Genomic DNA, 13,194 nt, shown 5'->3' on the forward strand with positions numbered 1-13,194 from the left:
ATGGGCTACGGCATCGAAGCGCTCAACGTGTACGCGGGGCTCGCTCAGATCCCCGTGCCGGAGCTGTTCGCCGGCCGGGGACTCGATCCGGAGCGGCTGGCCAATCTGGCGATGCACCAGCGCTCCATCGGGCTGCCCTTCGAGGACCCGGTGACCAACGCCGTCAACGCGGCCAAACCGCTCGTCGACGCGCTGGACCAGGCCGACCGGGACGCCGTCGAACTCGTCGTCACCTCCACCGAGTCGGGCCTCGACCTCAGCAAGTCGGTCGCCTCCTACGTCCACGAGTACCTGGGACTCGGCCGCGGCTGCCGTGTCTTCGAGGCCAAGCAGGCCTGCTACGCGGCGACTGGAGTGCTCCAGCTCGCCGCCGGCTATCTCGCCTCGGGTCTCTCGCCCGGCGCCAAGGCCCTGGTCGTCGCCACCGATGTGGCCCTCGTCGACGAGCGGGCCGGATACGCCGAGCCCGCCACCGGCCACGGCGCCGCCGCGGTCCTGCTCGGCGACCGGCCGACCGTGCTGGAGCTGGACCTCGGCGCGTTCGGTCTGCACAGCTACGAGACCCTCGACTCGGCCAGGCCCACCCCCGAGTTCGACATCGCGGACGTCGACCGCTCCCTCTTCGCCTACCTGGACTGCCTCACCCACAGCTTCGCCGACTACCGGCTGCGGGTCGAGGACGCCGATCTGCGCACCACCTTCGGCCTGCTGGCGATGCACACTCCGTTCAGCGGGCTGGTCCGCGCCGCCCACCGCAAGCTCATGCGCGAGGCCGGGGCGAGCGCACGGCAGGCGGACGAGGACTTCGACCGGCGGGTGCAGCCCTCGCTGGAGTTCCCGGCGCGGGTCGGCAACCTGTGCTCCGGATCGGTGTATCTGGCCCTCGCCAGCCTGCTGTCCACGGCCGCGATCGACGAGGACGTCCGGATCGGTCTCTACTCCTACGGCTCCGGCTGCTCCGCGGAGTTCTTCAGCGGGGTGGCCGGCCCGGACTCCGCCCGTGCGGTGCGGGCGATGGACATCGGCGGACAGCTGTCGCGGCGGCGGGAGTTGACCTTCGGAGACTACGCCGGGCTGCTGCCGGAGAACCTGCGCACCTTGGTGCCGGTGGAGAACCGGACGGTAGACGTCGACGCCTACGAGACGTATCTGCCGAAGGACCGGGCGCTGCTGGTCCACACCCGGACCAAGGACTACCACCGGATGTATGAGTGGCGATGACCGCCGAAAGGAGAGACGACCATGAGTGACGCGGTCCTGAGCGCGATCCGCAGCAGCGTCCGGGTGGTTCTGCCCGAGGTCGACCCGGACCTGGTGACGGAGGACGTCTCCCTCACCGACCTCGGTGCCAACAGCATCGACCGGGTCGACGTGGTCACCATGGCCATGGACGCGCTGGGCATCAGCCTCTCCGTCACGGAGTTCACGGACGTGCACGACATCGGCTCCCTCGCCCGGCTGCTGCGCAGGCACACGCCGTGACCGAAGTCCTGATCACCGGTGCGGGGGTGCTGTGTTCGACGGCGGCGGACGTCGACTCCTTCACCCGCTCGCTGCGCGCCGGTACCTCGGGCATCGGCCTGCGCAGCGTCGACGGCAGCCACAGCCACCTGCGGCCGCTGCTCTGCGCGGACCTGCCGGACTTCGACCTGCGGACGGCAGTCGCGGATCGCGCGGAACCGCTGCGCCGGTCGGCGGCCCGGATCGCGGGCCGCTCGCCGCTGCCGGTGCAGGCCTCCGTGGCGGTCGCCCTGGAGGGGTGGGAGCGTGCGGGTCTCGACCGGGCACAGGTCCCGGGCGAGCGGCTGGGGCTGGTGGTCGCGGGGCACAACCTGGGCGGCCGGTACGCGGAGGAAGTGCGGCCCCGCTACACCAGCAGCCCGGTGCATCTGCCCGCCCGTTACCCGCTGCAGTTCATGGACACCGACCACGTCGGCACGGTCAGTCAGCTGCTGGGCATCACCGGCGAGGGGTACACCGTCGGCGGGGCGTCGGCCAGCGGGAACGTCGCCATCGTCAACGCGGCCCGGCTGGTCGCCGCCGGCGCGGTCGACGTCTGTCTGGTGCTCGGGGCACTCACCGACCTGTCGGACATGGAGCGGCAGGCGTTCTACAACCTGGGCGCGATGGCCGGAGGCCGGGGCACCCCGCCGGAGCGGGCCGGCAGGCCGTTCGACGCCGACCGAGAGGGCTTCGTCCCCGGCCAGGGGGCGGCCTGCCTGGTCCTGGAGTCCGCCGCCTGCGCCGCCCGGCGCGGCGCCGTCCCCTGGGCCCGGCTGGAGGGCTACGCCATGCGGCTGTCCGGCAACGGACTCGCCGATCCGAACCCCGCCGACGAGGCCGACGTGATGCTGCGGGCACTGCGGCACGCGCGCCTCTCGCCGGAGCGGATCGACTACGTCAACGCGCACGGCACCGGGTCCGCGCTCGGCGACGAGGTGGAACTGGAGGCGCTGCGGGCCGTGTTCGGCTCCGGCGGTCCCCGCGTCAACTCGACCAAGGGGCTGGTCGGCCACTGCCTGTGCGCGGCGGGCGTGGTGGAGGCGGTCGCCACCCTCGTACAGCTGCGGCACGGCTTCGTCCATCCCAACGCCAACCTGGTCACGCCGATCGGCGAGGGCGGGCGGCTGGTCGGGGCCCGGTCCGAGCCGGCCGGCATCGGCCGCGCCATGTCCAACGGCTTCGGTTTCGGCGGCTTCAACACCAGCGTGGTGTTCGGCCGGCCGGAGCACCAGTGAGACGGGGAGAACGGTGAAGACACATCCGACGGTGGCGTCCCGCTGGCTGGCCGGTGACGCGGGGGTCGGCACGGACTCCGCCGCGGTCCGGCTGTTCTGCTTCGCGCACGCCGGTGGCGGCTCCACCGCCTACCGGCCGTGGCGGCTGGCGCTGGCCCCGGGCATCGACGTGCGCTGCGTCGTCCTGCCGGGCCGGGAAGCGCGGGTACGCGAACTGCCGTACCGGAGGGTCGAGCAGCTGCTGGACCCGTTGTGCGAGGCCCTCGAGCCGTATCTCGACCGCCCGTACGCCTTCTTGGGGCACAGCCTCGGCTCGATCCTCGCCTACGAGACGGCCCGGCGCTTCACCGGAGGACCGCACCCGGGTCCCGGGCTTGTCGTGGTGTCCGGCCGGCGGGCGCCGCGGCTGCCCACCGCGCGGCAGGGATACTCCACGCTGCCGGACGCCGAGTTCCTCAGCGCCCTCGGTGTGCTGGGCGGCACACCGCCCGAGGTGCTGGGGGAACGCCAGCTGCTCGACCTGCTGCTGCCGACGCTGCGCGCCGACTTCGAGCTGAACGAGTCCTACCGCCCGCTGCCCGGCCCTTTGCTGCGCTGTCCCGTCGCCGCCTACATGGGCGCCGACGACACCGAGGTGGACCCGCCCGAGCTGCTCGCGTGGGGCGAGGAGACCTCGGCCGAGTTCACGATGCGAGTCTTCTCCGGTGGCCACTTCTACCTCAAGGACGGCGGCAACGACGTGCTCGGCGCCCTCGGCCAGGATCTGGCCCGCGCCCTGCCCTGCTCAATCTTGGGCAGTGCCGAGCCGCCCGCCGTGTGAGCCTGCTGGCGCAACGAACCGTTACGGGAAGGACTTCACGTGCGACTGAGACGATCGCTCACCACCGCGGCGGTCGCGGGCACCGCCGCCCTCGCCACCGCATTCGCCGTCGTCAGCCCCGCCGCGGAAGCCACCGGCGGCGGTGGGCACAAACCGGTCACCGTGGCCCAGCGTCCGGCCCTCCCCACCGACCTCCCGCGCCTGACCGTGCAGCTGCCGGACATCCCGCCCGGAGAGACCTTCTCGGAAGAGGAGATGCTCGACTGGTTCGAGTGCGCCGGCGTCGGCAAGAACAAGTCGCCCGCGATCAAGTGGAAGGGTGCCCCCACCGGCACCAAGAGCTATCTCATCTCCATGTTCGACGTGGACGCGAAGACCTCCAGCGGCTTCTGGCACTGGTCGGCCTGGAACATCCCCGCCACCACCCAGTCGCTGCCCAAGGGTGCCGGCACCCCGGGCGACCCGGGTCTGCCCGCACCGTCCGTCCTCGGCCGGACCGACTTCGGCACCACCGGGTACGGCGGCGCCTGCCCGCCGGCCGGTGACCGCCCGCACCGCTACGTCTTCACCGTGGTGGCCCTCGACGTCGAGGACATCAAGGTGCCCAAGGACCTCCCCATGGCGGCCGTCAACGTCGTCATGCAGTCGCACGCCCTCGCCGCGGGGTACCGGACGGTCGTGTTCGGCCGCTGACCCGGGCGGGCCGTCGTCCATCCGTACGTGGTGGCGGAACAGCCCGTCCGCCACCGGAACCCCGAAAGGCTGTGCAATGACCACGATCGCAAAGGGCACCCTGGACGTCTCCGACTGGGTCGAGTCGGTGGTCGCCGAGGGCGCCGGCCAGAGCAAGCAGGCCGCCGCGCACTGCCAGGCCGCCTTCACCGGCGACCTGGAGGGCAGCGGCCGCGCGGACTGGCTGCTCGTCTACGTCACGGAGGGGCTGACGCGGTTCGTCGGCACCCAGCGCTTCGAGGGCAAGCTGACCGGCCGGTCCGGCTCCTTCGTGCTCCAGACCTACGGCACCTACGCGGAGAGCGGTGTGGAGGTCACCTGGGAGGTCGTCCCCGGATCCGGTTCGGGCGAACTGGCCGGTCTGTCCGGCACGGGCGGCTACCGCAACGCCGACTACACCCTGGAGTTCTCCCTCACCTGACGGACGACACATCAAAGAGGGGCCGGTGCGAGTGCGCCGGCCCCTCCCTCATGCCCGGAGACGGTCGGCGGTCACCCGAGGGGCCTCCCACGGCATGCGCCGGTGCCGGGCGAAGCCGGCGATACGGTCCCGCACCGCCGGTGACGCCATCAGCCGGGCGAACTCCTCCACCGCGGTCTCCTCCGACTCCTCCACCGCCGGCCACAGCCGCCCGAAGTACCGCTTGCCGTCGCCGATGACGCCGTCGTCGATCTTCGTCAGGCGCGAGGCGAGCCGACGCAGCAACGGCTCCGGGTCATCGGTGACCTCGTCCACCAGGCCGGTCCCGGCCGCTCGTCCGGCCATGACGGGCAGGGTACTCAGCGTCATCGCGTACGCCGGCTGGAAGCCCACGCGGCGGATCAGGAACGGTGCCACGGAGCACGGCAGCAGACCCCATAGCGCCTCCGGCAGCGCGAAGCTGCTCCGCTCGCTGGCGTACACGAAGTCCCCTGCGGCGACGAGTCCGACGCCGCCGCCGGTGACCCGGCCGTCCACGACGGAGACGATGATCCGCCGGGTCGTGGTGAACCGGCGCAGCAGCCCGTAGAACGCCCGGCCGCCCTCGGCCGCCTGCTCGCCGTCCCGCGCTCCCGTCTCCTCGCCGCCGGCCACGTCGGCGAAGTCCATCCCGGAGCAGAACACCGGCCCGGCGGCCTCCAGCACCACCATCCGCAGGGTGGGGTCGCTCTCGGCCGTGTCGAGAACGGCGTGCATTTCCCGCAGCAGCGTGGCGTTGATGCCGTTGCCCTGCTCGGGCCGGTTGAGCAGGACGCGCAGCGCCGCGGGGCGTCGGCTGATCTCCAGTGCCCGGTATTCCATGATCAGCTCCAGCGGTAGCGGCGGTGGAAGTCGACGACCTTGTCGAGCACCAGCAGTCCGCGGCCGGCGAACTGCCTTTCGTACACGTCGACGTAGGCGGAGGTGTCGTACGCGTGGTCGCGCACCCCGGCCATGCGGTGCAGGCTGAGGTCGCTGATGAGCTCGTACTCGGGGAGGGACAGCGGGTACCGGTCGGCGATCGCGGCGGCGATGCCCCGCTCGGCCGACCGCCGTCGGCCGGCCGGTGTGACGACCCCGCTGTAGAACTCCGAGGCGCAGCCCGACCCGTAGGAGAACAGGCCCAGCCGCTTCGGGGCGTCCAAGGGCACGTGGTCGACGAGCGAGCACAGCGCCAGGTAGAGGGAGGCCGAGTAGATGTTGCCGACCTGGACGGCGTAGCGCAGGCACGGCTCGACGCGGGTCGCGAAGTCGGCGTCGATCTCGGCCGGCGCGGCGGGGCTCTCCGCTCTGCGCAGCCTGCGGTAGGCGCCCTTGACCATGCCCGCGAACGGCGTGTGGAAGACGAGATGGTCGAAGCTGGTCGTCAGCTCCGCAGCGGGCACGCGTTCGCGGTAGGCGCGGAAGCTGTGCACCAGGCACTCCATGTACGCCATCAGCGACAGGTCGGAGTCGCCGGCTTCCAGGTCCGGCCGTGGCCGCAGGGTGTCCATGACCTCGAAGCTGTGGTAGCCGTTGGCGCCCAGGTCGAGGGCGAGGACCTGCGGGTCGTTCCCGACCAGCATGGCCACCGCGCCGGCGCCCTGTGAGGGCTCCCAATAGGTCGCGCGGGCGGCGACGCTGGAGGCGTCGGCGGCGATGACCAGCGCCCTGGCGCCGGGAACCGGGCTGGCTGCGATGACGGCCGCGGCCGTCTGCAGTGCCGCGGTGCCTCCGTAGCAGGCGTGTTTGACCTCGAACGACCGGCAGCGTCTGCCGAGGCCGAGATGGTCCTGCACATAGGTGCTGATGGGTTTGCCGAAGTCGAGCCCGGACTCCGTGCCGACGACCACCAGTTCGATCTTCTCCCGCTCGGCCGGCGACAGGGCCTGTACGAGCGGACGGGCGGCGTTGACCGCGTTGGTGACCGGGTCCTCGCACGGCAGGTTGACGGACTTGCGCTCCATCATCAGGTTGGCCATGCGGCGGGCGTCCAGGCCCCGGGCCTCGAACAGTTCCCGCACTCCCAGGCAGGCGCGCCCTACGTAGGCGTTGATCGCCTCGATGCCCACGCTCATCCGGCCTGTCCCTCCTTCTCGTCGGGCCGCGCGGCCGACAGCACCGCGGGGGCCGTCTCGGCCTCGCGGAGCAGTTCGTCCGCGCTCTGCTCGATCCGGCCGGTGGCCCACCGCAGCAGCGGCGGCGCCATCACCGAGGTGGCCACGGCGATCAGCACCACGACGGTGTACGCGGCGGTGGTGAGGATCTCCAGCCGCAGGCCCACCGAGGCCACGACGATCTCCACCGCGCCGCGGGCGTTGAGCCCGGCGCCGATGGCGATCCCCTCCCAGCGGCTGAGCCGTCCGGCCCGCGCTCCGAGATAGGCGCCGGCGAACTTGCCGAGGGTGGCAAGGAGCAGCACCGCGATCCCGGCGAGCAGGACGGCCGGGTCGGCGAGGGCGGTCAGATCGATCCGCAGTCCGGCCGTGGCCAGGAACAGGGGCGCGAAGACGGCGAGTGTGACGCTGTGCAGGGGGGCGAGCAGCCGCCGGTCGACCGTCGAGGCGACGAGCAGGCCGGCCACGAACGCGCCGAACACCGCCTCCAGTTCGAGCGCCTGGCCGGCCGAGGCACCGAGCAGGATGACGATCGCCGCGACGGCGGCCGCCGGGCCGGGGTCGCCGGCCCGGTTGACCCGTTGCATCACCCAGCGGACCAGGGGGCGACCCACGAACAGCATGGCCACCACGAAACCTGCGAGCGACAGCACGGCGAGGGCGGCCTCGGCCGCGTCGAGGGTGCCGATCGCCATGGTGGAGACCAGGGAGAGCAGAAACCATCCCACCGCGTCGCTGACCGCCGCGGAGGCCAGCGTCAGCTGGCCCACGTTGCGGTGCATCAGCCGCATGTCGGAGAGCGTCTTGGCGATCACCGGGATCGCACTGACGCTCAGCGCGACCCCGAGGAACAGCGCGAAGACGGGACGCTCCGCCGAGTCGCCGAGCAGCGCCCGCGGCACCAGGAAACCGGCGGCGACGCCCAGGATCATCGGGATCAGCAGGCCGCCCAGGCTGACCTTGACGATCACACCGCGTCTGCGCCGCAGCATGCCCAGGTCCATATGGGCGCCTGCGACGCCGACGAACATCACCACCGCCAACTGGGCGACCGCGTCCAGCAGATGGGCCTGATCGGCCTGTGCGGGCAGCAGCCGTTCGGCGAGTTCCGGGGCCACGGCGCCGAAGACGGACGGCCCGAGCAGGATGCCGGTGGTCAGCTCGCCGACGACGGCCGGAAGGCCACACCGGACGGCGAGCCGGCCCATGCACAGCGCCAGCAACAGCAGGACGCCGAGCTGGAGCAGGAAGAGCTGGACGTGATGGGCGTCGAGCGGTGGTGCCGTCCCGTACGCGAGCACGCGCATCTCAGGCAGCCGTCCGCTGGGAGGAGACCTGCCGGGGCTGATAGCCCTCGGCTATGAAGTTCTGCAGCCGGGGCTCGTGGATCGCCATGAAGCAGTCCCGGCCCCGGTTGACCAGGCCCGCGTTGCGGAACCGCTTGAGGAAGTAGCCCACCCGGGAGCGGGTGGTGCCGACCATCGCGGACAGCTCCTCCTGGGTGATCTTCTCCTGTATCCGCAGCAGGTGCTCCTCGCGCCGGCCGAGCTTCTGGCCCAGGTGGAGCAGGACGGCCGCGAGACGGTACTCGCTGTCCTCCGTCACCAGGCCGGCGATGAGCTGCTGACGCTCGAAGAGGCGGCTCGCCATGTGGCGCACCATCTCGTCGCGCAGCCCCGCGTCCTCCATCGCCGCGACGACCTGGGCCGCCGGTATGCGGTACAGCACGACCGGGGTCATCGCCGACACCATCTCGGTCCTGCCCTCCCCGACCAGGCAGAGCTCGCCGAAGACCTCGCCCACGGAGTAGATGTCGAGCAGGCATTCCTTGCCCTCGCGGGACGGCACGATCGCCTTCACCTGCCCCCGTTCGATCAGGTAGATGCTGCGGTCGCGTTCGAGACATCCGTACACGATCTCGCGGCGGGCGACTTTGACGGTAGTGACGGTCAGGGCCTGGGCGCGGATGAGCTGAGCGAGCATCTCGCCGAGCCGTGCCGAGGTAAGGGGGAGGATCATCGACAGCGGCCCCCTTCCGCGGTGCGGGTCCGACCGGCCCTACTGGTGCACTGCCGTTGGCTGTAACTGGAACCGTTCACTTTCCCCCTCGTTTCGGTTCTGTCCGGACGAGTTGCATCCGGAATGTTCAGCTGCTCAGCGCCCACTGATGTGCCGACCGTCGAAGGAGGTGTACGGCGATATGCTGATGATTCATCCGGCGCCGGGCACAAAGCCGCGACAAGCCTTGGATGAAGAATTACGCCCCCGTTGTCGGCAGCGACACACATAACGCGGAGTGCGGCTCACGCGTGTGCAGCGCCGGCGTTCAAACTATGGCCGGAATCCGATGGTTTCCAGTGATGAAGCACCTACGTGCCATGTGAATTCCGGGCAGTTGTACGGCCGAAAACTGTCGGTTGGCTTGCCGGTGGATGATCGGACCGGGGCCGGGGCGGAGGTCGCCGCCCCGGCCCTCGGACGTCAGGACGACGCGTCCGTGTTCAGGTCGTACTCGAAGGTGTAGTTGTGCTTGCCGTCCGTGGGGACGACATTGAGCTTGCCGCTGATGGTGCTCAGCTCGCCGGTACCGGAGTCGGGTACCACGACGATGCTCAGGTCGCCCTCCCCGCGCGTGGAGATCGCGCTGTGCTGGAGGATGAAGCTGCCCTTGTGTCCGTGCACGGTGCCGGTGAAGCGCTCGATCGCCACATAGCCCGCGGACGTCGGTTCACTGGTCATGGCCTTGATCAACTCGGTGACGCTCGTGCCTTCGAGGTCACCGGTGAAGGTCTTGGTGACGACGACCTTGGACAGCGTGGTGCCCTCATCCGTGAGGTAGGGCGGCTGTTCGTCCCAGACGAGTTCGAAGGTGCCGGCGGCCGTGGTGCTCATCGTGTGCTCCTCATCATCGAGTGGCGAATTTCTGTGCTGGCCAGTTACTTGGGGGTCCGAGTGGCGTACATACCCCAGTGCTGAGGGGTCAGAGCCATGTCTTGCAGGGTGCTCTGGACGAACATCCGCTCCCAGCCGCCACCACCCTTCTCGTCCGGGATCCACTGCTTCGTGAAGAGCATACGAGCGGCGGAGTCGACCCGGGCCCGCAAACCCATCAAGTGGTAATAGTCGGTGATGGAACGCAGATGAATGAACCAGTGGATCCGGTCGGACAGACCGAATGCCTCCTCGTAGAGATAGATCGTCGCGTGGCCGGCGAGGCTCTTGTTCCATCCCTCGGCGAGGGCCCGTGCGAACTGCCGCCCCTCGGCACGGAATGCGTAGTTCAGCTCCCCGGTGCGGTGCATCAGCAGTCCGCAGTTGGCGGAGTTCAGCACCTCGTCGTCGGGCTGGCTGCTCTGGTGGGCGGCCGTCGGCACCACGAAGCGCTCGACGTTCGCGCCCTCCACGGCGACCACGGTGTCGGGCTTCTCCTCGGCCGTGCCGTACATGCCGAAACTCTGCGGGATGAGCACGACCTCCTGGAGGCTGCCGTCGATGAACATGCGTTCCCATGAGCCGCCACCCCGCTCCTCGGGAATGCGGTTGCGCATGATGACGTCCCGCCAGCCCTCGTCCTGGCTGCCCATGGCGATCAGCTTCTCGTAGGCGTCGAATGACTCCAGGTGGATCAGCCAGTGCAGCCGGTCCTCGGTGCCGAAGGTCTCCTCGTAGAGGAAGACGCTGGCGGTGCCCACGTACTTGGTGTTGATGTACTCGGCGAGCTCCCGGGCGAACTTGCGGCCTTCGGAGCGGAACTCGGCGCGCAACTGCCCCACCCGTTCCACCACGACGCCCGAGTTCCCGGAGTGGAGGAGCTCGGACAGCGCCACCGAGGTCTGGCGGTGCGCCACCGGCAGGCTGAACTGCGTGGACTCTTGACTCATGACAGGGTTCCTGCCCTTCAGGGTCGGATCTTTCGGTGGAATCGACAGCCACTCGCGCAGCCGGTGCTTGAGGACTTTGCCGGTCACCCCGCGGGGCAGGGCCTCGACCAGGTGCACGACCGAGGGGAGCTGATGGGCGCTCAGCCGCTCCCGGAGCGAGGCCAGTACGTCGTCCGCCTGCTCCGGGGCGTCCAGTACGAGCACGGCCTCGACGCGCTCACCGCCGTCCGGGCCGGGTGCGCCGAGCACGGCCGCCTCGCGCACCGCGGGATGGTCGTAGAGCGCGCCCTCCACCTCGATCGAGGAGACCGGCCGCTCCCCGGCGTGGATGACGTCCACCATCCGGTCGAAGAGGTAGAGGTCGCCGTCGCCGCCGACATAGCCCAGGTCGCGGGTGCGGATCCAACCTCCCTGGCGCAGCTCGGCGTTGAGGGCCTCGTCGAGATAGCGGCGCCTCGCGGCCTGCGCACGCAGCCAGATCTCGCCGATCTCGCCGTCGGGCACGGGCTCGCCGTCGGGACGGGCGACGCGCAGTTCGGTACCCGGCGCCGGACGGCCGAGCGCCGTCGGCCGCGCGGGGTCGTAGGACCCGAGGATCACCGCGGGCACCGCCTCGCCCTGGGCGTATGCGGTGTTGATGGCGACGTCCGGCATCATCGCCCGCAGCGCGGTGGCCGTGGACGCCGGCAGCGCCGCCGACGCGAGCGCCAGTGTCGTCACACTGCTCAGGTCGTGCCGCTCGGCGAGCCGGCTCGTGACCATCCGCAGCCCCGTCCAGGGGGTCAGCAGCACCGTCGCGACGCGGTACCGGGCGATCAGGGCGCCCATGCCCTCGATGTCGTCGGGATCGCAGAGGATCACCATGGACGGTGAGTTCAGGGGCATCAGCGAGGCGCTCATCGCGCTGGACGGCGTCCCCATCGGCATGGGCGCGAGCAGCGGCGCCGAGCCGTCGAGCCGCCTGAGCCCGGCCGGCCGGCGGCCGTGCGTCAGCGTGCTGTGCGGGTTGGTGTAGGCCTTCGCCGGGCCGGTCGTGCCCGAGGTGTAGAGGATGTCCGCCAGGTCGTCCGCGCCGACGGGCACGTCGACCGGGGCGGTGTCGCCGTCGAGTTGCGACACCGCGCGCACCCAGCCCTCGAATCCGGCCGGTGGTGCCACGTCGGTGCCGTGCACCAGAACGGCCGCCCGGGTCTCGGTCCAGCGCCTGCGCGCCTCGTCGGGGTGGAGGCCTGCGGCGAGGTGCACACCGGTGCCGCCGGCCTTGAGCACGCCGAGATAGGCGACGGCGTAGTCGACCCAGTCCTGGCCGGTGAAGAACAGGGCGACCCGGGTGCCGCGCCGGACACCGCAGTCGAGCAGGGCCCGCGCCGCCGCGTTGGAACGTTCCTCCCACGCCCCGAAGGAGAGCGTCGTCGTGCCCGCGACATTGATGGCGATCTGCTCGGGCTCCCGCTCGGCCCGCTGACGCAGCAGGCCGTGCACCGTCTCGATGCGTTCCGGTTCGGATCCGTCTCGGTCAGGAGGGTCGGTCGACATGTCCGAAAGCTAGGGCGCCGGAACGAAGGCCTACAGCTCACAACTGAGCACTTCCGCAGGAGGAGCCGACACCTCTGTACACAAGCGAAGGAATCGTCCCGGCCTGCCCAACAGTGAGCAGACGTGTCCGGCGCCGCGGGCGGAGCATGTGGGGCCGACCCTCTGAAGGGATGGAGAGATGGCAGACCAGCTACAGCCGATGGTGACCGACTGGACCCGTGCGCTCGCGGTCGTGGCCCACCCCGACGATGTGGAGTTCGGTGCGGCCGGGGCGATCGCCGCCTGGACGGCCGAAGGCAAGGACGTGGCCTATCTGCTGCTGACCCGTGGCGAGGCCGGCATCGACGGTATGGAGCCCGCGCGGGCCGCTGAGGTACGGGAGGCCGAGCAGCGTGCCAGCGCCAAGCTCGTCGGCGTCGGCGAGGTCGAGTTCCTCGACTACCAGGACGGTGTCATCGAGTACGGCGTCGGCCTGCGCCGCGACATCGCCCATGCGATCCGCCGCCACCGGCCGGAACTGGTCGTCGGCTTCAACCACCACGACACCTTCCCCGGCGGCAAGCGGAACTCGGCCGATCACCGGCACACCGGGCAGGCGCTGTTCGACGCGGTCGCCGACGCCGGCAACCGCTGGATCTTCCCCGACCCGGAGCTGGAGCCGTGGGGCGGGGTGAAGCACATCGCGATCGCGCAGTCGCCGCAGCCGACCCATGCCGTGGACATCACCGACACGCTCGACGTGGCCATCGCCTCCATCGAGGCCCACGCGGCCTATCTGAACGGCATCGGGATCAAGGACATCCGGGGTCCGTTCACCTCGATCGCCAACACCATGGGGGAACGCTTCGACAACCGCCCCACCATCGCCCTGGAGGTCATCACGCGCTAGGCCCTATGCGCCGACATGGTCCGGGGCCGGTGAAGCCGTCGC

At 70.6% G+C, this 13,194-nt stretch carries 13 protein-coding genes; 7 read left to right on the forward strand and 6 right to left on the reverse strand.

Annotated features, from left to right (window positions below; all coding sequences use genetic code 11):
• The 6 genes from ACFVJQ_RS23035 to ACFVJQ_RS23060 all read left to right on the forward strand — a co-directional run bounded on the left by ACFVJQ_RS23035 (position 1) and on the right by ACFVJQ_RS23060 (position 4,711).
• Positions 1–1,221, forward strand: coding sequence for a hydroxymethylglutaryl-CoA synthase family protein (locus tag ACFVJQ_RS23035; RefSeq protein ID WP_385786331.1), 1,221 nt, complete (start codon positions 1–3; stop codon positions 1,219–1,221).
• Positions 1,222–1,242: 21 nt separating this feature from the next.
• Positions 1,243–1,482: a phosphopantetheine-binding protein gene (locus ACFVJQ_RS23040; protein ID WP_385508730.1), complete on the forward strand. Its 240-nt coding sequence runs from the start codon at positions 1,243–1,245 to the stop codon at positions 1,480–1,482.
• Positions 1,479–2,738 (forward strand): beta-ketoacyl synthase N-terminal-like domain-containing protein, encoded by a 1,260-nt coding sequence (locus ACFVJQ_RS23045; RefSeq protein ID WP_385508731.1) that lies wholly within the window; start codon positions 1,479–1,481, stop codon positions 2,736–2,738. Before ACFVJQ_RS23040 ends, ACFVJQ_RS23045 begins: the two co-directional genes overlap by 4 nt.
• Before the next feature lie 13 nt (positions 2,739–2,751).
• Positions 2,752–3,558 carry a thioesterase II family protein gene (locus tag ACFVJQ_RS23050; protein WP_385508732.1) on the forward strand — a complete coding sequence of 269 codons (807 nt, stop codon included), beginning with the start codon at positions 2,752–2,754 and terminating at the stop codon, positions 3,556–3,558.
• A 39-nt stretch (positions 3,559–3,597) separates the two neighbouring features.
• Complete coding sequence (locus ACFVJQ_RS23055; protein ID WP_385508733.1) at positions 3,598–4,251, forward strand: YbhB/YbcL family Raf kinase inhibitor-like protein; 654 nt, start codon at positions 3,598–3,600, stop codon at positions 4,249–4,251.
• A gap of 76 nt (positions 4,252–4,327) precedes the next feature.
• Positions 4,328–4,711, forward strand: a complete 384-nt coding sequence (locus ACFVJQ_RS23060; protein WP_385508734.1) for a DUF3224 domain-containing protein — start codon at positions 4,328–4,330, stop codon at positions 4,709–4,711.
• Between the two features lie 48 nt (positions 4,712–4,759).
• On the opposite strand, the gene ACFVJQ_RS23065 is transcribed toward ACFVJQ_RS23060, so the two are convergent.
• From ACFVJQ_RS23065 to ACFVJQ_RS23090, 6 genes are all read right to left on the reverse strand, one after another.
• Positions 4,760–5,572, reverse strand: coding sequence for an enoyl-CoA hydratase-related protein (locus ACFVJQ_RS23065; protein WP_385508735.1), 813 nt, complete (start codon positions 5,570–5,572; stop codon positions 4,760–4,762).
• 2 nt (positions 5,573–5,574) lie between these two features.
• Positions 5,575–6,807, reverse strand: a complete 1,233-nt coding sequence (locus tag ACFVJQ_RS23070) for a hydroxymethylglutaryl-CoA synthase family protein (protein ID WP_385786336.1) — start codon at positions 6,805–6,807, stop codon at positions 5,575–5,577.
• Positions 6,804–8,153: a cation:proton antiporter gene (locus ACFVJQ_RS23075; RefSeq protein ID WP_385786339.1), complete on the reverse strand. Its 1,350-nt coding sequence runs from the start codon at positions 8,151–8,153 to the stop codon at positions 6,804–6,806. The genes ACFVJQ_RS23070 and ACFVJQ_RS23075 overlap by 4 nt, the downstream gene beginning before the upstream one ends.
• A gap of 1 nt (position 8,154) precedes the next feature.
• The gene (locus ACFVJQ_RS23080) at positions 8,155–8,865 is read right to left on the reverse strand and encodes a Crp/Fnr family transcriptional regulator (protein ID WP_385508738.1); all 711 of its coding nucleotides are present in this window, start codon (positions 8,863–8,865) and stop codon (positions 8,155–8,157) included.
• Between the two features lie 462 nt (positions 8,866–9,327).
• Entirely contained in the window at positions 9,328–9,738 is a 411-nt protein-coding gene (locus tag ACFVJQ_RS23085) for a DUF3224 domain-containing protein (protein ID WP_385508739.1), read from the reverse strand.
• A 44-nt stretch (positions 9,739–9,782) separates the two neighbouring features.
• Positions 9,783–12,263: a DUF6039 family protein gene (locus ACFVJQ_RS23090; RefSeq protein ID WP_385786344.1), complete on the reverse strand. Its 2,481-nt coding sequence runs from the start codon at positions 12,261–12,263 to the stop codon at positions 9,783–9,785.
• Positions 12,264–12,441: 178 nt separating this feature from the next.
• On the opposite strand from ACFVJQ_RS23090, the gene ACFVJQ_RS23095 reads away from it, so the two are divergent.
• On the forward strand, positions 12,442–13,152 hold the full coding sequence (locus ACFVJQ_RS23095) for a PIG-L deacetylase family protein (RefSeq protein WP_385508741.1): 711 nt from the start codon (positions 12,442–12,444) through the stop codon (positions 13,150–13,152).
• Positions 13,153–13,194: the final 42 nt, after the last annotated feature.

Origin of the sequence: Streptomyces sp. NPDC127197 (assembly GCF_042672405.1) — a bacterium.
Lineage (GTDB): Bacteria > Actinomycetota > Actinomycetes > Streptomycetales > Streptomycetaceae > Streptomyces > Streptomyces flavusporus.

Excerpts from the sequence above, each read along its gene's own strand:
- ACFVJQ_RS23035 (WP_385786331.1), top strand. The coding sequence starts at position 1 with ATGGGCTACGGCATCGAAGCGCTCAACGTGTACGCGGGGCTCGCTCAG.
- ACFVJQ_RS23070 (WP_385786336.1), bottom strand. The coding sequence starts at position 6,807 with ATGAGCGTGGGCATCGAGGCGATCAACGCCTACGTAGGGCGCGCCTGC.
- ACFVJQ_RS23065 (WP_385508735.1), bottom strand. The coding sequence starts at position 5,572 with ATGGAATACCGGGCACTGGAGATCAGCCGACGCCCCGCGGCGCTGCGC.
- ACFVJQ_RS23040 (WP_385508730.1), top strand. The coding sequence starts at position 1,243 with ATGAGTGACGCGGTCCTGAGCGCGATCCGCAGCAGCGTCCGGGTGGTT.
- ACFVJQ_RS23085 (WP_385508739.1), bottom strand. The coding sequence starts at position 9,738 with ATGAGCACCACGGCCGCCGGCACCTTCGAACTCGTCTGGGACGAACAG.
- ACFVJQ_RS23090 (WP_385786344.1), bottom strand. The coding sequence starts at position 12,263 with ATGTCGACCGACCCTCCTGACCGAGACGGATCCGAACCGGAACGCATC.
- ACFVJQ_RS23080 (WP_385508738.1), bottom strand. The coding sequence starts at position 8,865 with ATGATCCTCCCCCTTACCTCGGCACGGCTCGGCGAGATGCTCGCTCAG.
- ACFVJQ_RS23095 (WP_385508741.1), top strand. The coding sequence starts at position 12,442 with ATGGCAGACCAGCTACAGCCGATGGTGACCGACTGGACCCGTGCGCTC.
- ACFVJQ_RS23060 (WP_385508734.1), top strand. The coding sequence starts at position 4,328 with ATGACCACGATCGCAAAGGGCACCCTGGACGTCTCCGACTGGGTCGAG.
- ACFVJQ_RS23075 (WP_385786339.1), bottom strand. The coding sequence starts at position 8,153 with ATGCGCGTGCTCGCGTACGGGACGGCACCACCGCTCGACGCCCATCAC.